Raw genomic sequence first — 18,810 nt, forward strand, 5'->3', positions numbered from 1 at the left:
TGACAAGTCCCAGCCCCTCAAGCCGACGGCGAGGAAATTTATGCGGCGAGCTGCTGCTGTTGCACAGAAGTCGCTGCGCTGTTGGCGGCGAGCGGAAACGGCACGAGAGGAGCGACCTTCGCCGTGATGTCTTCCTCGACGAACTTCGCCGGGGCAACAGCCATGACGGTGCGTAGAGCGTGGTCGATGGCGCTGCGCTGAGAAGCGATCCTGAGCACCGCTCCAGCACCGCGGCCGGGGTGCCCGGAGACCAGGGCTTCCAAAGCCACGTTGAGGGTGGGCGAGGGAGACGCCCCGATCTCGATCTCGACGCCCGTCATCTCGGATCCAGTGAAGACTCCCGAAAGGTAGTGCGGAGCCGTCGCCTTAGACACAAGGGCGACCCGCGCGCCGGTGCGGAGGTGACCGGCGATCTCCGCAACCTCTTCGTCGCAAGGAGCAGCGCTGACGCCGATCATCGAGAAGAAACCTTCCAGGCTTTCGGGTGCGAGCGGTCGACCGACGATCTGTTGCCCCTCGTCCGTCTGGAGCCGGTAAACGGCATTCCTGAATCCTGACCCCTGCTTGAGGGCACTCCAGATCGGGAGAAGGGCGTCGGTGACGATCGTCACGTAGGAGATCGCCTCGCGCGGCGCAGCCTCGACCGCGGCGTCCCACATGGCCTGGAGAAGCTCCATGTCGCCCATAGGCATCCAGGGCTCTCGCTCGACGATGCGCGCGAGGCGGTTCTGGGTGGACGTCGGCGTTATGATGTCTTTCGTCGCGAGGCGGCGCCCCATGATGTCGACGAAGGGCTTGCCGGGCACGTGCAGAGCGACCTGGCCGGTGGTGCGGTGCTTCACGAAGTTCGCGTAGCCGCCGGCGCCAGCTCGACTGATGAAATACCGGCGCTGCGCCTCCTTCCAAGTGTTGGTGGCAAGCTCCGACTTCTTGCGGATCCGCAGGACGCGGGTGCGCGCTCCGTGGACTTCGTCCTGCTCGATCAGCTTTTCAGAAACGATCTGCAGAGAGGAAGCCTTGAGAATCTCCGGGCCAGCGTTGAACGTGCCGTCGGCGATCGCCTTCTCGATCCGTTTGTCGATCCGCGTGCGCAGGTGCTCGAAAATGAGATCCTGCCGTCGGTCGGTCAGAGCGGCGACACGATTGATCATGCGGTTGACATTGGTGAGCACGCTTCGAGCCTTGCGGTTCCCGATCTCCTCCATCTCGTCGGAGTCGGAGAAATCCAGCCCGAGGTCCATCATGAACTGCTCCCAGGTGTAATCCGGGATGAGGCCTTCCTGAACGTCGAGCTGGAGATCCTCCCACGCGGCGATAGCATAGGGGCCGTCGAGGCAGTCGCGTTCGTCGAACATTCCGTTGGACGCCGCGTGCCGGTGGCCCTGGGTCAGGGCACCAAGCTTGAACAGCGCCGAGACAATGCGGCTTGCGTACAGGCGGTCAGCGGGCAAATCGCAGGAGACGATCGTGAGGATCGGCGGGTGGACCTGGTCCGATCGGTGAGTTCGGCCGAAACCTTGCGTCACCTCATCGGCGCGGTAGCCGAGCTGGATCACGTAGTGGACGCGCCGCGCTGTGTTTTTCGTGCCGATCTTGGCGTGGTAGGAGAGGCTCGCGCCGCCAGCGCCGGTCGAGAAAACGAGGCCTTGCTTGCGACCGTCGTGGAACGCTTCAATGTCTTTCAGGCGGTGCGCCTCCGTCCGATCCTCGATCAGCACACCGTTGGCTCCGTCAAGGTCGCCGTTCGGCTTGTTCGGGATCAATCGCTTGGTTCGACCGGTGACTTCCGCCAGGCGGCCGGGTCCAAACGCCAGCATGATCTGATCGAGCGGAGGAAGCGGAAGCTTGATGCTCCGCACTTCGTCGATCATCCGTTGGCGGCAGGCGGCAGCGTGGCCGTTGATGACCGGCTTGCCGACCGCATCGAGCTTCGGCTCCCAGACGAGGATTTCGTTGCCCTTCTCGGTGAAGCTCTTGACCAGGTGATATTCCTCGGTCGGCAGGGCCTCAGCGAACGAGATGAGCTCGGCGGGCTCGAGACGAATGTTGGTGATGTCTTCGAGGCGGTCGAGCGCACGATTGAGCTGAGCCTCATAGGTGTTCTGCATCTGGATGACGACGGCATGGCCGCTGTCGATGTTCTCCTTGGCATCGACGATAACAGCGCGTGCCTTGAAGGCCGCTATGAGGGTCGCCATCGAACTCTTGCGGTTCGACTCGAACATGCCGTTTAGGTTGGAGTAGGGGACTGCGCCGCTAGCGCCCTTCTCAGCGAGCTCCCGCATCTTCTTTTCGTCGCGGGAGGGAACGCCGCATAGTTCTGCACAATGCCCCATCGCGTCAAACAGGCGGCCCCAGGCGCGGGATGCCTCGTTATAGACGTCTCGTTCCTGTTGCGTAAGCGTGACGGCAAGGTGGCGCGTCTCGACGCCGTCAAAGGACAGAGAGCGGGCCATGTAAACGCCTGCCGCCTTCAGCGAGAGCGTCACCTGTTCGAGGTCGGCGATGCCGCCCTGCTCGAAGGTGCTGATGAAATTCGAGCGCTGCGGGAAGCACGTGCCGGCACCCCAGAGGCCCAGACGGGTCGCGTACGCCAAATTGTGCACATCCGTTGCGCCGGTGGCGGAGGCGTAAACTACGCGCGCCTTGGGGAAACGATCTTGAACGGCGATGCCGGACAAGCCCTGCCGACTGGTGTTCGAACGGCCGGACACGTCCTCGAACCCGGCAGCGTTGCGCATCTCCTGGGACTCGTCGAACGCCATGACGCCTTCGAAGTCCTCGCCGAGCCAGCGCTCCAGCTGTTCGATGCGGGGATACTCCTCCGCGGTCGCATTGAAGTCGCGCAAGGTCGAGTAGGTGGTCAGGATGATGCCCTGGCGGCCGCGGAAATCCTGGCCTGGCTTTAACGCCCACTGGAACTGAAAATCGCGACGATCGCGCCCCATGCGGGCCCATGTCTCAAGGAAACCGTGACGGTGGCGGCGCTTGGCGAGCACGATCACGGCTTGGGTTCGGCCGCGGAGGAAGTTGTCGAGAATGACACCGAGGATTTCGTTGGTCTTGCCCGCGCCGGTGCCGTCCGCAAGGTCGAACCCGGTCCGATATTCCTGTGGCTGGTCAGCGTCCGGATCGATCGGCAGGAAACGCTGGTGAGCTTCGCCGGCGGCGGCGATGAAGTCGAATTGCGCGTTCGAGATGAAACCGCTGGAGATCACGCGCCGCGGCAGTCGCGGGCGGTACGCGACCGGCGGGGGCGATACCGTCGCGAGGGTAGCCGACTGGATGAGGCGGGACGGGTGAGGCTTCAGATCGGCGTGGAAGGCAATCTCCGGGGCCCAGTCCTCGTGGATGGAGTCGGCATCGACTTTGCCGTCGCGGCCGGGGCGGACGAAATCGAGCTCGACGATCGCGTCCGGATCGGCGTCATAGGCTTTGCGGCCGAAGCTCGCGGCCACCTTGTCGATTGCTGCGAGCGCGGAAGCCCAGGTTCCGATCGAGGAAGCGATTGGGCAACCGGGGAAGCGGAGCGTGCCGGCCGGGGTAGCGATGACGCCGCTTTCGTCGGCGGTAGGCTCGGCCCTGGTCAGGCTGATCGCGGCCGGATTGCTTTGATCGTCACGAAGGATATGGGCCTCGTTAGCGACAGCCACGGTCCCGAGGGCTGCCGCCAGTGCGACTGCCACTGGGCAGTCGTACTCGACGAGGATCGCATCGCCTGCCTGGGCGCGGAGAGCACGGAATGCGAACCAGGACGCGAAGACCTGATGGTCGTGCGGGAGCCCAGCGTTGTCACAGAGCTTGCGGAACTTCGCGAGCGCGCTGGCACCGTTCGTCTGGGTCGGATTGATGTGGTTGAAGAGATAGGGGATCGTCAGCGCGATCGCGGCGACTCCTGTATCGACATCGACGTTCAGAACCTGGCCTTGGCGCAGAGCATTGGCGGCCGTCTCGGGCGTCATCGGTGACCTTTCATCTTCTTGATAGCTTCCTCAGAAGCCATCCCTCTTTGCAGCGCTTCAGCGCAGCCGGGCGGGCAAGCACGACCGACTTCTCACTTTACAGGAGTCTCAGACCTCCAGCCCCGGAGTCAGCGGCGTATTGTGCATCTACGGGAATGCGGACCGGTTCAAGCTGTGAACGGGATGGTAGCTGGGGACCATGTGAATCGGTCAGCGCGCGCGCGATCCGAACGTGCAATCGGCCGAGTGTTTGGCTACGGTTTGCACTCATCAGCGGTGGGCGACTCAGCCGGCGGTCCAACGGTCACACTGCCGTCCGGCTCGTGCGTGAAGGTCAGGACGCGATGAACGTGCCCGTGGTAGAGCAGCATGTTCGCCAGGTCGTCTTCACCCAAGGTGATTTCGGCAGCGCGCCCCTCTTTCTCGGCTGCCGCGATCCTCAGGCGGGTGAGCAGCCCCGAAATGACCTTCAAGAGATGTTCCACGAGTGCGATGAAGCCAGTCAGGAACTCCTCGGCGTCGTCCCGTTTGGCGACCCCTTGGATGTCCGCGTGGAACACTCGCCAATAATTGTGCGCGATGAGGTTCCGATCCGCGACCAGTCGATCGAGCTCATTGGAGGCCAGGAGCAGAGGCGCGCCGAATTCTTTGGCGAGCTGCCCGAGGGTAACTTTTAGATCGGACGGATTGCCACGAAGAAAGGCTTCGGGTTCCAGGTCCTTGTACCGCTTCCCCTCCCTGCCAGGCAGCTGCGACAGCTCGGCGACGATGCCGTAAAGTGCAAATTCGAACTTCTGCACAAGGACGATTGCAGCGCCAAGCAGCGCCATTTCGCGAGCAATCGCTTCGCCGGCAGCGTTTTCCGAGGCGTCCATACCCGCTCCTCTCAGGATCCGGTCCTGACATGTGTCTTCTGCTGCGCGGCCACAAGCCTCTTCGCAATTGCCGACGAGGCTTGTGGGTTGGATTGACCGCGGCGATCGGACCAAGGAACCGTGGGCTGCTAGGCTGTCCCTACGAAGGAGAGGCTTCGGCACACTCAAGGGCGGCGGCGACGGCCGCCTAAATCGAATGGCGCTCAGGTGCTTCGATTATGATCCCTCTCCTACGCTCCGATACAGGCCCAGTACCCAGCCCCAGTGACACGGATCCCGTCGGCTACCACTTCGGTTTCGAGAACCGTTCCGGCCATGAAAATGGCTGAGGCAGCGAGAAGGTCGAGGTTGGCGTCCGGTGGGACGACTTTGTCGATAGCATCCTTCCAGTGGGTCTCGTTCTGAATCGATGTGAAGGCCTCGCGCAGCTGACGGTTGGAGTAGCCGCGAAAGCTCGGGCGATCATCGAAGTGGACGTCGCCCATGATCCAGCCGCCGTTGCGCATGTTGCGATAGCCGACGGTTGTGCCTTCCGCGGTGAGCACCCCTTTTGAATAGGGCGTCGGGTCGGAGGCCATCTCAGCATCAACGTGAGCGCATGCTGCGTCATCGCCGACGGCGTCGAAAGCCAGATCACGCTGTTTCCCGCCGCCCGAGGCGGAGAACTGATACTCTCTCATCAACGGGACATCACGGACATGGCGTCGTCGGAGAACTCGATCATGAGCTCCTTGGCGCCGTCGGCGATCACCTGCTGGAAGAGGCCGATCTCCAGCTTTTCGCAGAAGTCGTCCCCGCCTGCGATCCGGCGCGCCGCGAGATAAGAGTCTTCTCCGTCGGCGGGAGTCTCGACTGCATACGCGCAGAGGTGTCGGGTGCTGTCCGGGTTGGCGGCAATGAATGCGTCGTCGAGGAGAGGAGGGTTGCCGGGGCTCATGAGGTAGATCCCATTGTCCTTCACCAGCCACAGGCCACGGGGGATCTTGGCGAGGTCTATGTCATCCTCTCCGGGGAAGCCGGCCGGGGTGACGCCGGGCTTCAGATTGTCAGGGTCACACATCTCGTTGCCGTTCGGCCGGATGGTGGGAGCATTGGTTGCGTGCTCGACAATCTGGCGGAGCCTGTCGTCGATGCGGAAGGTGGCGATGCGGTTCATCTGAGGCCCTTGTTAGATGTGCCGAGAAATAGTTGAGCGTCTCGCGAGTGCCAGGCGACATTCGCATGGGCACCCTGCGCCGGCGTGGCACTGAATGATGGCGCAGGGTGCCGCGAGCTGCGCCCCGAAGATCGGGGGCGCAGAAGGCTGTTACGCGGCCTTCGGGAGCGCAGCGTCCACTGCGGCTTCCTGGGCGGCGCGCTTGGCAGCGAGCTTGTTGAGCACCGCCTGGATCTGTGGCGGCACAAAGCCCCCCGCGTTCAGGAAGTTGCCGGCGAGCGCGTCGGCATCGACGGCTTCGAGGATGGCCTTCGTGACCTCGCCAGGGCTGCTGCGCGGACCCGGCTGGTTCTGGAGGTCGATGATCTCCAGGGCAAGGGCGCGCTTCTGCGCGTTGCTGAGCTTGCTGATGTAGGTCTCCTCGACGCGCCAGCCGGTGAGGACGTCCGCGCCGATCGCGTCGAAGATCTCGATCGTCGGCTCGTCGACGGCGCCGGTTACGGAGTCGGCGACGGTGTAAGCGAAGACCTGCTCGAGCAGTCCGGCGTCGAGCGCCAGCAGCTTTTGAATCACCGTGGCGGGTGAGTTCATGCCGGCGATACCCGCTTCGAGGACGATGCGGTCGCGGGCAGAGCGCTTCGCCTGCAGCTGTCCAAACACCTGAGACGTCTGGTCCTTCGGATCGAGGTGAAGACCGGTGACCGAAAGGCTGGGGCTCGTCGGTCCCCGCTTCGTCAGCGAGCCGGCGATGACGGCTGCCATGGCCAACCGGGGATTGCTGGCGACCTGGAGTTTCAGCGACGCGCTTACCTGGCCGATGAGGTACGTCATCGTCTCCTTGGTCGGGTTGTCGAGCGGATTGAGGTCGACCTTCGGCGGCGGCGGGGCGGTAGCCGTCGAGCCGGTGTCGTTTGCTGCAACCGGCCGCACGGCGGTGGGAGCTTCGGAGGCGAAGGCGTCGTGCTCGCTCGCATAGTCGGCGTCGGCTCCGACGAGGAACGCGCCTTCTCCATCCTCGTCGGTCGCGATGACCGGCGGGATCAAGCCGCGGCGGATCTCGACCGAGCCGTCGTCATGAGCAATGACCACGGCGGTAGCGTCTGCCTCGTCCCCGCCTGCGGTCCAGCCGGCGTCGTCGAAGCGCATGCGATCGATGAAGACGACGTCGTTGTGCGACGTCCTGAGGTCAGCGATGATTGCGTCGATCTCGATCTTCTGGCGAGCCCAGAACTTGTCTGGGTCGCTGAAGTGGTCACCGTCCTCGAAGAGGTCCCTGACCAGGCAGTCGGCGAGCTCAGTCAGGGGGAAGCGTGCTGACTTGGCAGGGATGACGCCGCGTGTGAGCTCAGCGCGCACCGCCGCACCGGTGGGGTACGATGTCGGGTTTGCGATGATCTCGTTGACGATCCGCTCTTGGGCCGCTGGCGAGCCGAGGGTCATGGCCTGGGCCCAGCCCATCTGGCGCGTGCCGCTGCGGATCAGGTCACGTGCGGCGGGGATGAGGTCGCCGAGGGCGAGCCGCTGGTGGATCTCACGCTGCTCGACGCCTCGCATCTCGGCGATCGCCTTGATCTTCATGCCGGCGCGGGCGAGAGCGGTGTAGGCTTCCATCTCCTCGATGGGATTCATCGCCTGGCGATCGGTGTTCGCCGCAAGGGCAATCGAGATCAGCTGATCCCGTGTCGTCTCCGGCGGGAAGACGAGGACGCGGTACGCCTTTTCCGCGGTGATGATGCCGGCTGCAGCGTTCTTCAGATAGCCGCAGCGGCGGGTCTCGCCGTCGATCACCATCGTCTCGGTATCGCCTGCGGCGCGCCAGCCGAGGAGCGGGACGAGCTGACCACGGGAGGCGCTGCTGTGTGCGATCTTGTCGACGTCCGCCTCGAGGCGGGTCTTGCGCGGATTGTCCGGCCATTCCACGAGTAGGCTGAGGGGAATGCGCTCCTCCTCGGCGGATGCGAGAACCGGGTTCTTCGACTTCGTCATTTTGAATTTGGACCTTTCATCCAGTGCTTAGCCACACTGAACAAAAAGACCCGAGCGCCCTCTTCTCGGGTGCCCGGGGATCAAGCGGCGCCGCCGCTACTACTTCTTTCGCCTCATCCCGCGCGGGCGTGCAGATCAATCCATGCGTCGAAAGCGTCCAGGCTGGCCTGCACAGGCTGAAGTAGCAGACCGTCGGTGTCAGCGCGGTCACCGAGACATGAGAACTCGCCGGACTGGTCCGAGGTGGCGCGACACAGCTGCTCGGCGTCCGACGTGCTCGTTGCGCCGCAGGTGGGGCAAGGTGCAGGCGCCCAAGCGAGCTGCGGCATGGTGATGGTCGTAACCAGGTCCATTGGTTTCTCCCCTCTTCACATCTTTGCCATCAAGACGAAAAAGGCCGGGCATGACGGCCCGGCCTTGAGGAATGTGCGAAGTCGTTCCGGTTATTGCGGCGTGCCGTAGTTTGCGACGGCCTTGGATCCGGTGGCGCTCCCGGCGGGTGTCAAAGGGACGTCCGGCGCGGCGGGTGGCGGCGTCGACGTGATGTAGCTGGGCGCCGCGTTGTTCGGAGCTGGCTGCTGATAGCCAGAGTCTGCAGCCGTGGCCGGGTAGTTGGAACCGAATTGAGCGTCGGACTCCGAGGCTTGCTCAGGACCGCTGTCCTTCTGCGCGTTCGCATAAATCAGAACTGGCGCCGGATCGACGATGATCGGTTCCGCCCGTTGTTCGGGAGTGAGATATCGGACTGGCACGAACGGCTCGGGAGCGCGCTCAGGCCTACGACCAACAGTGGGGGCTACATCAGTCTCGATCTGCGGCTCCTGGACGATCTCGACGAACTTCCGCTTGCCCCCGAACATGCCGGCGAACTGGATCTCGGAGCGCTTGGACGTCGCGGCGTAGCGGTCAGCTGGCGCTTGCGTCAGAGTTGCTATGGCGACGGTGGTGATTAGGGTGAGGATCATGCTGCTTGCTCGATGAAGTCGAAGGCGGCGGCTTCGTGCGGTTGAGCGACGAAGCGACCTTCATGGAAAAACAGGTCACAGATTACGCCGTTGGGTGTGACGAATGGGAACCGGGTGTCAGCGGCTTCTAGGCTAAGCGTGATGCAATCTTCGGGAAGAGCGTGAACCGTAGTGGCGTCCGAGTTCCAGAGGCGGGCGAAGGACTCGCTTTCCAGGTAGGTGAAGACGGCTTGTTCGTCCGAGCCATCGCCATATGCGAGGCGGGCTAAGCACTTCCAGGTGTGGCCATCGAGGACAACCTCGATGGCGTGGGGGATTTTCTCCTGGGCAAGCATCTCGCCGATGAAGCCGTCGAAGTATTGGCGTCCGTCACGACCGAACACGACCGTCGGCACCGGCAGCCATGTCAGGCCACTCGCTTCCGGATCAGCTGCGAACCAGCTGGGAACTCCCTGGATCTTTTTCATCGTTCGACCTTACCTGCTGCGCCCGCTGGAGTCACCGCGAATTTTGACAAATCGCGCCGTACGATCGTGATCGCGGGACGGCGCGCTGCGTGCAGCCTGGGCGCGCTCTTCGCCGATGAACTTTCTAATCTCGGTGCCGAGACCGTGCACTCGGCTGACCCCGCCCGAAGTCTTCGGCCCAACGGAGAGTACCGGGCGCGCAGGCCGTGGTAGGCGGCTAGCCTGCTCGTGTATCGCCCCCGTTCGCTGTTGTTTCGGAGGCAGTGTGACGACAAGAGCGGCATGCTGCTTTGATCCTTCTTTCGAAGTCGGCGAGAGCATGAGGACGCGGCGGTTGGGGCCAGGCGATGTAGCGGGCGCCGGCTTAACGGCGGCGGCCTGGAAGCCTTTGGGGGTGGCCTTTGTGGCATCCGATGCCGCTTTCATTTGGGTGTGGGTTTGCCCGGCCGCCTTCTGAGCACCATGCATCTGTGCGGCGGCCAGACCGACGCCGGCGACCGGGTTCACGGCTGTCACGGCCATACCAAGGCCGCTGCCGCCGAGCGCGTCCGCGGATTTAGCTGGCTCGTTGGCGCTCGGCTGGGCCGGAGCGATGGTTGCCTTGCCTGTCGACGCGGCCGCCGGAGGAGCTTTCGCCTGCACTGGGGCAACTGACTTAGCCTGATCCGGAAGGATGGGAGCCGCGGTGGCTTGGATCTCAGCCTTCTGGGAAGGTTGTGCGGTGACGATTGATGCCGGCGGGACGATTTGCGCCGTCTGTTCGGCTGGCTCGGCTGAAGCCCGGGCAGGGACGGGCGTGGTTTGCTCCGTCACCGCTGGCGCTTCCGGCTGCTGCTGCGGATCGATCGCGATCATGTATCGCTGGTCGGCTATTGATCGAGTCTCTTCGATCAGCGCGCGATTGGCCTCGTTCTGCATCATCTCAGGGCGGCCAAGGGAGGCCGCAAGCAGATCGTCTTTTGTTGCTCCTTCGAGAAACTCGCTGGGCAACATGGAGGCTTCCGGAGCCTTCCAGTCTGGGTCCGCGTGCCGACCGTTTATCGCCTCCTGGATCTCACGCCCCATGCGCTCGCCGACGGTCTCCCCGCTATCCACGTGGGTGGGGGCCGGCTCGGCCGCGACAGTTGGCTCAGAGCCGCCCGCTGCGGGTCCTTCACCACCATCGCCGCCCGGCGTCTCCGGTCCATCTTTCTCAGGAGCACCAGCTTTGTCCGTTGCGCGCTGCGCCGCGTTCTCGCTCGCCGCTTTCGCCGCCTCGGCCTCCAGCTCCTTCATGGTCTTCGCTGCGTCTTTGAGCTCTTGAGCCTCAAGCTCGTCGACGCGACGGCGTCTTGCCTCGCGTTGGGTGCGGACCGACTGCCACATGCCCTTGAAAAATTCGAGCAGCACCGGGACGCCTTCGACGACCTCGTTCTTGCTGTGCTGCTGACCCGCGAGATTCTTCGCCAAAGAGTTCTTGGGCAGCTGGTTCTTTTTCAGCTTGGCGATGCGCTTCGCGAGTTTCTCGGCCGGCTCGGTGTATCGGGTCTTGTTGGGATTCGCTTCTGCGTCGCCCACGAACTTCGATGCCTCCGCACAGGCTGCCGCCACTGCACCCTTCGGATCCGAAGCGGAGCTCGCGACGTCGGTGCCGGCAGCGATGACCGCTGCTGTCTGGCGATCGTTGCGGTTGAGCGGGCTGTCGATAGCGACGCCGGGCCCGAACTCAACGACAGGCTCTTCGCCCGGACGCAGAGCGATGCTCCATGAAGGATCGACCTTGTCAGGCGTGGTCGGCGTAGGATCGATGGTGCGATATGTTGTTTCTGCTTCGGGGGTCTGCTCGGAGCCTTGAACCGCGCTTTCCCCCGTTGCCGAAGCAGACGACCCTTGATCGGGATCAATCTGGGCGATGGGTTCGGGGGGAGACGTATTGCTCGGGTCGGTCGGGTTCATGGTCGCAAATGCCCTCAGGGATTTGGGACTTATGGTGATCGACCGACGCAGGCTCGTCAACGAGTGTTTGCTGGGAAAATCTAGTTATGCAGCCTGAGCAGAGAAAGATCCTGAGAGGACCCGCGTCGCAGAGGCTCCGGGGAGGACTGCGTTTTTCCCGATTGCGGTGAGGCGATAGCTTGTGGCGTCTTCGGCGCCGGCAGCAGCGTAGCATCGGAGCTGCAACTTTCGGAGAGCGGTGCGCACGGAGGATAAGGGCAGTCGGGTTGAGGTGGCGAGCCTTGATGGATGCTGGTTGGGCTCGCGGCAGAGGGAACGCATCACCTCTAATTCGTCGGCTGTATAGTTCGGGTTGCCGTCGAGCCAGGCGCGGGCGGCGAGGCGCAGGCCATCCCGGCGCGCCAGTGAATCAATCCCGCGCTGCGCGATAAGCCAGAGCGCGGACCGCTTGCCGGCCGCGGCGTGCCGGACGATATATCGATCGTCAGCTAGGCTTTTCATGATGACAGAGAGAGGTCGGGGTGGGAGCTGATCGTCGGCCACCCAGAGCCCGAGCTCGTATGTCGACCTAGGTCGATGCGGATCTTCGCCAAGCAGGATCAGCACGAGGAACGCTGTCTTGAACCGCGCACGTTCGGCATCGCTGCCGCAAGGCAATATCCTGATGTTCTGGATCCCCATGTCGTCGATTGTACGGTGACATTTCGGCGCGGGGGAAGCCCAAGGACGAAATTTTTCCCAGGCTTTAGCTTCGAGCGGAGATTGCCCTCACGGCGAGCGCTCTTGGAATGACGAGCTGGCGCAGGAGGGTGGCGGTGTAGCTTCGATATCCACCATCAAGCCGAACGGCCAGAACGTCCGCTTGCTCTTGCACAGCAGGGTCGTTGAGCATGCGCATGAGCTCAGGAGCATCTACTCCGGCGAGGCAGACCAGGTTGTGATTGATCGGCATGACGCCGGCCGGGAGCAAGATCGGGCGCAAGCGCTTCGCAATCCGGGGGATGAGGACCGCGTCACGGTCGAGCGGGAGTTTCCCGTCGAAGCGCTCGGGCGGCAACCAGACAGGTGTGCGGCGGCCGCGCTTCGGCATTGCATCGAGACCGGCTTCGATGTGGGCGACGACGCAATCCTCGGGTCTCGCGCTGTCCGTCTTGAGGGCCCATCGCGAGTAGCCTTTGATGGTGTCGGTAGCGGGATCGATGTCCTCCGGCTCAACGCATGGGACGAGGCGCGCGGCCGGCAAATCGCCGCGGTCGCGGACGTAGAAGATGCCTTCTGGCCCAAGCCAAGGCGCGAGTCGGATCTGCGCGAGATCACGAAGCGGGACGCCGTCGACGTCGGGAAGCTGTTCGATGCGGAATGGCGCGGCGGTCAGCGGTCGTCCCGCAGCCGATGGAGTGAGAATGAGGCTGACGGGGTGAACGCGCGCCGGCGTACCTTTCGTGCGAGCTTTGGGTCGGTAGAAGGCCGAGGATGCGTCCAGCCGCTGGATGTCCAACACGGAATAGACACGGCCGATCCGCTCTCGAAGCTCAGCTGATCCGCTGTTGATCAGCCAGCGATCGGCGGTCACCAAGCCCATCCGCGCGGCGGGTGCAGCGATGTCCATAGCTCGTTGAAGATACGCGAACAGGAGATCTGCACGGGCGTGCGCTGGAACGATCGCCTCGTAGTCGAGGCGATAGGGGCTGTCGGGTGGAAGGTGAGAAAGCAGGCGCCAATAAGGGGGATTGGCAGCGATGACGTCGAAGACCCCGACGGGCACGGGAGAAAGGAGGAAGTCCTTCGTTTGAATGATCTGGTTTGCTGCTTCTATCGCAGCGGGCAGCGACCACCCGCGCCCGGTGAGGTGTTGCCGCACGTTGACCCGCGCTGCGGTGGCCGCGCCAGGATGGATCTCATAGCCGCGTACACGAGTGGCTGCGGTGGCGACGTCGTTGGCGGCCAGGTTGAGCCGCGCTAGAGCCGAGACGACGAAGCCCCCGTTGCCGGCGCCGGGATCGAGGAGGCGGGATCCGGTGTTCGGCCAATCGAGGCGATCGAGCAGCGCCTCGATTTCGGGGACGGCCGTGTAGAAGGCTGTCCCCTGGTGGAGCTTGTCAATGTCCGCGGCGCGGCGATCGCCGGCGAGGTCGAGTTCGGCGAAAAGGGCGTGGGTCAACGTTGTAGCTCCCCGGGAGAGGTTAAGCGGTTGGTCGCAGCGCTTCGACGTCTACCTTGCTGTCGCTGTGATCGTCTGCGCGGACCCAAGCGGCATTCTTGCCCGTGACCGCCGGTTCCAACCCGTTGATAACGGCTTCCAGATAGAAGCAGTCTGCGCTGCCGCGGTCCACCCAGCCGAATGCACTGCTCCAATAGAGAGGGTCTTCGGGATCGGCGTTGAAATCGCGGATCATGAACCGCTCGTCCTCAAAGACGGGAAGCCCTTCGCACGCAGTCTCGTCGGGATCGAAATCGATCATCCAGGCACCAAGCTTCGTAGCGAGGACGAGCGCAGCTCGCATTTCGGCGGAGATGGCCGGGAGAGTGTCGACGGGATCAGTGGGAACGCGAACGAAGAAGCCGAAATCTTTCGGCCGGAGATAAAGGCCATTGTATTCGGCGAGAACGAGGCCCCGTGCGCCCTGAAGGACCGGATCGTTGTCAGGACCAAAACCAAGGGCACGCGTGATCGCGTCGCGCTCGGCCGCTCGGAGGTGAGCTGTGGACAGGTGGAGGATGGTCGAGGTGCGTGGCGGGGCGAACCCGTCCTTGTCGATCTCGACGCTGGTTCCCTCGATCGAGAGACCGGCGTCAGGTCCCGCGTGGTCGTAGAGCTGGAGCAGGCACGCGCGCAGATTGGCGCCAGACGCGGCCCCAAGGAATTCATCGATCTCAAGCTGCACCTGGTCAGAGGCACGGTCGGCGTTGGCAGTCTGATAGGAGGCGACAGCTGCGGCATAGAGCTTTGCCGGGTCCTGGATTCGGACGTCGATGCTGACAGAGGCGTACATGCTATTTCTTCTCTCTTCGGTGGTCATCCACCACGGCGGTTCAAGCAGCCTTCTTCAAAGCGGTGAGCCTCAGGATCTCATCATCTGGGTTAGGCGGCAGAGGGCCTTGATGAGGAATAAGCTTCAGGGTGCCGTTCGCCTCACGAGAGGCCAGCTTTTCCTGGAGAGCCCAGGTAACCCAAGAACCTGGCCGCGTCTTGGTTGATTTGCGCCACAGTCCTTCGATGGTGGTCAGTCGCGGGCGCGCAATCTCCTCCAGTAGCAGAGCATGCATGAAGAGTTCTGGATAATGTGCATGCAGCCATATCAGCTCGCCTTGCTTTGATGCCGGACAGAAATAGCAGCTGGATTTTATAGGAAGCGGTAACTTCTCGGCGAGGATGCTTTCCATGCAAGCGAGGCGATCCATGCCAAACTCCCTCAGTGGGTAGACATAGACGTACCTGTCGTCTTCTGACTTTCCCTCGCGGCGGGCATCTTTCACGCCGGCGTCGTAGCCTATCGCGCGAACAACCTTCAGGCCGTTTTTCCACGCCTCAAGAGCTGGTTCAAAGCCTGGCGCCTTGTTGGGTCCGCGGGAGCGCCCTTGCAGAAAGAGTTCTTGGATTTCGGCCTTAAATTTCAGGGAACACGACTTTCCGCCATAGGCCAACGAAGGGAGAACTGCGTTGGCTTCGCAGGCACCTTGGAGGGTGGAATATCGGCCATGATTGCCCTTGTACCGAACCTCGGTGACCCGAGGATATCCATGCTGCTCCAGCCAGTCGGAAAAGGTCTCGAGATAGGCGATCGTGGGAGGCTTCTCCCCACCTGTGTTTGCAAACAAAATGCATGGCATCGGGATGCCGCGCTTTACCATCTCGATGATCATCGCAGTGGAGTCGACCCCAGCGCCGTACGCTGGAATTACAGGGGCGCGGAGATCGAGCGAATCCAAGGTGTACATAGGCGGCCTCTTCGGGCGCCGGCGAGCGTGGCGGGCGCTGTCAGCCGCACCCGCCGCAGGCGGTGTTAATCGTTGTCGTTGGTTTCGGCCGGCAGGGTGACGGCTTCGGGGCCGCCGAGAACCTGGTCGACGTAGAAGTCGATGCGCCATGCTTTCGCCGGGCCATCTTCGTAAGGCGCAGCCCCGCTGCAGAAGCCGTCTTCAACCTGCTTGGCGATTCCATCGAGCTCGTGCTGCTCGAAGACGACCGACGGTGACTTTCGCAGCTTCCACTCGGGGACGATCCCTTGGCGGGCTCCGGAGCGAAGAAGGACGGCGACTCGGTCCAGGACCTCGGGCGCGGGTGTCTGGGTTATGAGGACACCGCGGCGGCCGGTCTCGGCAATCGCTGCAATGACATCGATCCTGTTGGCGTAACGTGCGAGGCTCATTGTTCGGCTCCGGTGAGAAGCTGGTTGTTGAATGCCCGAGTTTCTCCGGAGCCGGCGCGACACTCTGTCGGCCGGTGTTGTGGATCTTTCGGGCGGAGCGCGCCAGTTTGTGGATCTTTCCAGCAAGCGACACGACCTTGGCACCATTATAGAGGTGAAGTGGTTTTTTTGCTGTAAAGCTGGAAGTTCGCTGTCGTTGCAGCTTCGCTCCTACGGAGTTTTCCTTCCACCCTCCTGCGACGCCATTGCGTCGTTCAGACTGAGCGTGCGGCGATTGGGAGCGACTTAGGACCGACTAGTTCGGGCCGGCGTTCTCGCCGTAAGCGCCTCGGGGGAGCGTCCACCGATCAAGGATGATCGCTTCGGAATACTCGGTGGACAGTGCCAGCTGCACGGTTTGCGGATCAAGCTCGAAGGGCAAGCCTTGGTCCGCGACCTGGTCGATGGTAGCTCCACGACGGATCGTGTGGCCGAACTGTGTTTCGAGGTCGGCGAATTCTCGGAACCGCACCGGCATGATCTTGCGAAGTGTCGCAAGGTGCGATTTGCCAGAGAACACACAGAACGCGCAGGAAGCACGCGCCCAACCGAGGTGATAGCACGGGTGAGCGTTGACGCGGTGCCGTTCGATGATCTCCCAGACCCGTTGCTCTGACCAGCCATGGATAGGGCGCCAGTGGTGGACGACACGCCGGGCGATGGGACCGGGAGCGTGGTTCCGGTGGAGCTCAAACGTCTGGTACTTGGACCGGGAGGCAGACTCTTGAGCGCGCTCGCCGGTGACCACGAGGATACGGCGCCCTTGGAAACGGCTTTGGTTTGCGATCGCCGCTGCGAAGACGTCGATCTTGCCAATTGAGCTGCACCACCTGGTGCGCAGGTCGGCCGCGAGAGCCGGCCAGCGCAGGCGAGAGTCGATCTTACCGCGCAAACCACCGGCTGTTCCAACGCCGTCGGGCGTTTCGAACATAACTGGGGCGAGGCGGTCATTATCCTTGAGCAGCTCCCGCTTGAGCCCGCCAACCCGCCAAGAGTGATAAATCATCAGCCCAAAGGCGGCGGCGAAAGCATCGCAGTAGGCGGCCGTGACGGGCCAGTCGAAGAACGTTCCCTCGTCGTGTCCGTCGATGTCGTGATGCCAGAGCTCCGGCCGGACGCCTTGATCCAGGAGGTGGAGAACGCACGCGACGCTGTCTTTACCACCGGAGAACGCGACAATAACGTCGTCGTAGCTGGCGAGGTCGGGCTCTAGAAGTCCGTCGATGCCGGCCGCCCGGCTTATCGCAACGCCGGGGTGCTGTCGCACATCGAGCACGTCCAGATCACGCGATGGAAGATCGCTTTCGGCGAAAAGGCTGAACTGATCCATCGGTGAACGTCTCCGCCGCAGGCGTCGTCAGGAACCCATTTCCTCACGCTCGCACTATCGGAGCGAAGCAATCCTTGAGGCATACATGGAGAGCGATGAATCGCTATGCTCGCCGAGCTCGACATGAAGATATTCGGGGAGGCGACGCGGCTGCTGGGAGTCGAAGATCCGGACGACCTTCTTCGAGTCCTGGTCAAAGAGGCATGCGGTGGCCATTTCGAACCCTCGAAGGGCTAGGCCGTCAATCTGCCTCTCGTCGTTGTACGCCGCGATCCGGCGGGAGGGGAGAAGGCGCGCGGCCGCGGAGAGAACGTCAACTTCGCTGGCGTTCCATAGGATCGTGATGGTGGCGTCAACCGTGCTGCGCGTCATCTGGGCGCCGGAAAGCGCCGCAATCGAGTGGAAGATGCGCAGTTCGATCGGAGAACAGACTAGGTCGCTCGGCCCCAAACCGAGGGAATTCATGACGGCCCAATGAAGCCGCGCGATGCCGTGGGGGCAATGAGCTCCCAGATGCGATGCGAACGACCGCTGAGAGGCCATGACAGTCGAAAGCGCGTTCATGGCTTGTCACACCGGCGCGGCGCGGCAATGCCGAGATGCCCATCGAGAGCGCCCGGCGAAGCCAGCACTGAGACGCGATCATTAGATGCGGCAGGCCGCTGATACAGTTCCACGGAACCCCCTGAGTGAGCGTCATTTGTTGCTCTCAGAAGGGATATTAGCGCTCGGAGAAGATCCGTCCATCAGTTTTGCAAAAGATCCAGAATTTTCCCTGACGCGCTCGTATCGGGGGTTTACGCGGCGAGGGCGAGACCTCGTTGATCACCATCGTCGAAGGCTGTCATGAGGCGGCGGCGATGCGCAGCATCGAAGTCGCAGAGGGCGATTTCGGTCTTGATTTTCGTGCCCCTCCATAGGTTGTCGGCGAACGAGGTGTCGATACCAAGGTTTGGGAGGATCTCGATGCCGGTCTCATCGACGAACTTCTGGTATGCGTCGTACGCGAAGTCCAGGGGCGCCTTACGCTCGTCGGTCGGCCTGCGAGGCGCCGAGGCGAGCGGAAGTATGAATGCGCCGGCTCGCGCGTAGTCTGCCGCCAGATCCATGACCGCATATTCCTGTTTGCGCCCGGTGTACCGCGGCCCGGTTCCCGAGGCGGTGTTCCTTGCGCCGAACGGGGGATTGCTGATCGCGAAGTCGAAGCGTTCTCCAGCGAGCTGGGCCTGGACGGCGGGGTCGAAGATCGACCCGCAGATCACCGTGGCGTCGGGCAGCAGACGGCGAGCGATCTCGCAGTATGCCGGATTGAGTTCGACCAGCGTGAAGTCGTGTCGACCATTGTGCTGGTGGTAGACGCGCGCGGCAGCCGAGAGGACGCCGATGCCAGCGCAAAGGTCTAACACCCGGCCGCCATCCGGGACCTCGAGTGCGAAGGTGATCGCGAGGTCCCAGGGGGTGAAGAAGGCCGAATGGGCGGAGTTCGCGTGGGTCGCGCCTTCGTGATAGCCGTCAGCGACGTCGATGATGTCGTCACTGCTAAGCGTCTTCTCGGACGCGACGAGAGACATGGCCCTGTCGTGGGCCTTGAGTTCAGCGTGGGTAAGCTTTGCCATGGGGTTCCTCGTGCGCGCGCCCCATTTCATCCTCATGGAGCCTCTACGAGGATCTTCCCTTTTGAAGGTCGGGCCGACGCGTGGCGTCGGCCGGATTGGCTTTTGAAAC

The 18,810-nt window shown here is 62.9% G+C and carries 17 protein-coding genes; all 17 read right to left on the reverse strand.

Going from position 1 to position 18,810, the window contains the following annotated elements; translation table 11 throughout:
- Nucleotides 1-38: 38 nt before the first annotated feature.
- The 17 genes from ETR14_RS26360 to ETR14_RS26440 all read right to left on the reverse strand — a co-directional run bounded on the left by ETR14_RS26360 (nucleotide 39) and on the right by ETR14_RS26440 (nucleotide 18,701).
- Nucleotides 39-3,962 carry a strawberry notch-like NTP hydrolase domain-containing protein gene (locus tag ETR14_RS26360; RefSeq protein WP_129392620.1) on the reverse strand — a complete coding sequence of 1,308 codons (3,924 nt, stop codon included), beginning with the start codon at nucleotides 3,960-3,962 and terminating at the stop codon, nucleotides 39-41.
- Between the two features lie 254 nt (nucleotides 3,963-4,216).
- Entirely contained in the window at nucleotides 4,217-4,837 is a 621-nt protein-coding gene (locus ETR14_RS26365) for a hypothetical protein (RefSeq protein WP_129392623.1), read from the reverse strand.
- Nucleotides 4,838-5,067: 230 nt separating this feature from the next.
- A complete protein-coding gene (locus tag ETR14_RS26370) occupies nucleotides 5,068-5,517 on the reverse strand; it encodes a hypothetical protein (RefSeq protein WP_129392626.1) in 450 nt (149 codons plus the stop codon).
- Nucleotides 5,517-5,993, reverse strand: a complete 477-nt coding sequence (locus ETR14_RS26375; protein WP_129392629.1) for a DUF3085 domain-containing protein — start codon at nucleotides 5,991-5,993, stop codon at nucleotides 5,517-5,519. The genes ETR14_RS26370 and ETR14_RS26375 overlap by 1 nt, the downstream gene beginning before the upstream one ends.
- Before the next feature lie 150 nt (nucleotides 5,994-6,143).
- Complete coding sequence (locus ETR14_RS26380; protein ID WP_129392631.1) at nucleotides 6,144-7,979, reverse strand: ParB N-terminal domain-containing protein; 1,836 nt, start codon at nucleotides 7,977-7,979, stop codon at nucleotides 6,144-6,146.
- A 113-nt stretch (nucleotides 7,980-8,092) separates the two neighbouring features.
- Nucleotides 8,093-8,332 (reverse strand): hypothetical protein, encoded by a 240-nt coding sequence (locus ETR14_RS26385; RefSeq protein ID WP_129392634.1) that lies wholly within the window; start codon nucleotides 8,330-8,332, stop codon nucleotides 8,093-8,095.
- Nucleotides 8,333-8,422: 90 nt separating this feature from the next.
- On the reverse strand, nucleotides 8,423-8,944 hold the full coding sequence (locus tag ETR14_RS26390; RefSeq protein ID WP_129392637.1) for a hypothetical protein: 522 nt from the start codon (nucleotides 8,942-8,944) through the stop codon (nucleotides 8,423-8,425).
- Complete coding sequence (locus tag ETR14_RS26395) at nucleotides 8,941-9,411, reverse strand: hypothetical protein (protein ID WP_129392640.1); 471 nt, start codon at nucleotides 9,409-9,411, stop codon at nucleotides 8,941-8,943. The genes ETR14_RS26390 and ETR14_RS26395 overlap by 4 nt, the downstream gene beginning before the upstream one ends.
- Nucleotides 9,412-9,420: 9 nt before the next feature.
- A complete protein-coding gene (locus ETR14_RS26400) occupies nucleotides 9,421-11,346 on the reverse strand; it encodes a hypothetical protein (protein ID WP_129392643.1) in 1,926 nt (641 codons plus the stop codon).
- Between the two features lie 84 nt (nucleotides 11,347-11,430).
- Nucleotides 11,431-12,027: a hypothetical protein gene (locus ETR14_RS26405; RefSeq protein WP_129392646.1), complete on the reverse strand. Its 597-nt coding sequence runs from the start codon at nucleotides 12,025-12,027 to the stop codon at nucleotides 11,431-11,433.
- 64 nt (nucleotides 12,028-12,091) lie between these two features.
- Nucleotides 12,092-13,507 (reverse strand): N-6 DNA methylase, encoded by a 1,416-nt coding sequence (locus ETR14_RS26410; protein ID WP_129392649.1) that lies wholly within the window; start codon nucleotides 13,505-13,507, stop codon nucleotides 12,092-12,094.
- Between the two features lie 22 nt (nucleotides 13,508-13,529).
- A complete protein-coding gene (locus ETR14_RS26415; protein WP_129392652.1) occupies nucleotides 13,530-14,366 on the reverse strand; it encodes a hypothetical protein in 837 nt (278 codons plus the stop codon).
- A 13-nt stretch (nucleotides 14,367-14,379) separates the two neighbouring features.
- A complete protein-coding gene (locus ETR14_RS26420) occupies nucleotides 14,380-15,210 on the reverse strand; it encodes a hypothetical protein (RefSeq protein ID WP_129392655.1) in 831 nt (276 codons plus the stop codon).
- Nucleotides 15,211-15,350: 140 nt separating this feature from the next.
- Complete coding sequence (locus ETR14_RS26425) at nucleotides 15,351-15,716, reverse strand: hypothetical protein (protein ID WP_129392658.1); 366 nt, start codon at nucleotides 15,714-15,716, stop codon at nucleotides 15,351-15,353.
- 295 nt (nucleotides 15,717-16,011) lie between these two features.
- A complete protein-coding gene (locus ETR14_RS26430; RefSeq protein WP_129392661.1) occupies nucleotides 16,012-17,085 on the reverse strand; it encodes a phosphoadenosine phosphosulfate reductase family protein in 1,074 nt (357 codons plus the stop codon).
- A 54-nt stretch (nucleotides 17,086-17,139) separates the two neighbouring features.
- Entirely contained in the window at nucleotides 17,140-17,649 is a 510-nt protein-coding gene (locus ETR14_RS26435) for a hypothetical protein (protein ID WP_129392664.1), read from the reverse strand.
- 233 nt (nucleotides 17,650-17,882) lie between these two features.
- Entirely contained in the window at nucleotides 17,883-18,701 is an 819-nt protein-coding gene (locus ETR14_RS26440; protein ID WP_165356646.1) for a methyltransferase, read from the reverse strand.
- Nucleotides 18,702-18,810: the final 109 nt, after the last annotated feature.

It is taken from the genome of Sphingosinicella sp. BN140058 (genome assembly GCF_004135585.1).
In the GTDB taxonomy this organism is placed as follows: domain Bacteria; phylum Pseudomonadota; class Alphaproteobacteria; order Sphingomonadales; family Sphingomonadaceae; genus Allosphingosinicella.

Excerpts from the sequence above, each read along its gene's own strand:
- ETR14_RS26360 (WP_129392620.1), bottom strand. The coding sequence starts at position 3,962 with ATGACGCCCGAGACGGCCGCCAATGCTCTGCGCCAAGGCCAGGTTCTG.
- ETR14_RS26365 (WP_129392623.1), bottom strand. The coding sequence starts at position 4,837 with ATGGACGCCTCGGAAAACGCTGCCGGCGAAGCGATTGCTCGCGAAATG.
- ETR14_RS26370 (WP_129392626.1), bottom strand. The coding sequence starts at position 5,517 with ATGAGAGAGTATCAGTTCTCCGCCTCGGGCGGCGGGAAACAGCGTGAT.
- ETR14_RS26375 (WP_129392629.1), bottom strand. The coding sequence starts at position 5,993 with ATGAACCGCATCGCCACCTTCCGCATCGACGACAGGCTCCGCCAGATT.
- ETR14_RS26380 (WP_129392631.1), bottom strand. The coding sequence starts at position 7,979 with ATGACGAAGTCGAAGAACCCGGTTCTCGCATCCGCCGAGGAGGAGCGC.
- ETR14_RS26385 (WP_129392634.1), bottom strand. The coding sequence starts at position 8,332 with ATGGACCTGGTTACGACCATCACCATGCCGCAGCTCGCTTGGGCGCCT.
- ETR14_RS26390 (WP_129392637.1), bottom strand. The coding sequence starts at position 8,944 with ATGATCCTCACCCTAATCACCACCGTCGCCATAGCAACTCTGACGCAA.
- ETR14_RS26395 (WP_129392640.1), bottom strand. The coding sequence starts at position 9,411 with ATGAAAAAGATCCAGGGAGTTCCCAGCTGGTTCGCAGCTGATCCGGAA.
- ETR14_RS26400 (WP_129392643.1), bottom strand. The coding sequence starts at position 11,346 with ATGAACCCGACCGACCCGAGCAATACGTCTCCCCCCGAACCCATCGCC.
- ETR14_RS26405 (WP_129392646.1), bottom strand. The coding sequence starts at position 12,027 with ATGGGGATCCAGAACATCAGGATATTGCCTTGCGGCAGCGATGCCGAA.
- ETR14_RS26415 (WP_129392652.1), bottom strand. The coding sequence starts at position 14,366 with ATGACCACCGAAGAGAGAAGAAATAGCATGTACGCCTCTGTCAGCATC.
- ETR14_RS26420 (WP_129392655.1), bottom strand. The coding sequence starts at position 15,210 with ATGATCATCGAGATGGTAAAGCGCGGCATCCCGATGCCATGCATTTTG.
- ETR14_RS26425 (WP_129392658.1), bottom strand. The coding sequence starts at position 15,716 with ATGAGCCTCGCACGTTACGCCAACAGGATCGATGTCATTGCAGCGATT.
- ETR14_RS26430 (WP_129392661.1), bottom strand. The coding sequence starts at position 17,085 with ATGGATCAGTTCAGCCTTTTCGCCGAAAGCGATCTTCCATCGCGTGAT.
- ETR14_RS26435 (WP_129392664.1), bottom strand. The coding sequence starts at position 17,649 with ATGAACGCGCTTTCGACTGTCATGGCCTCTCAGCGGTCGTTCGCATCG.
- ETR14_RS26440 (WP_165356646.1), bottom strand. The coding sequence starts at position 18,701 with ATGGCAAAGCTTACCCACGCTGAACTCAAGGCCCACGACAGGGCCATG.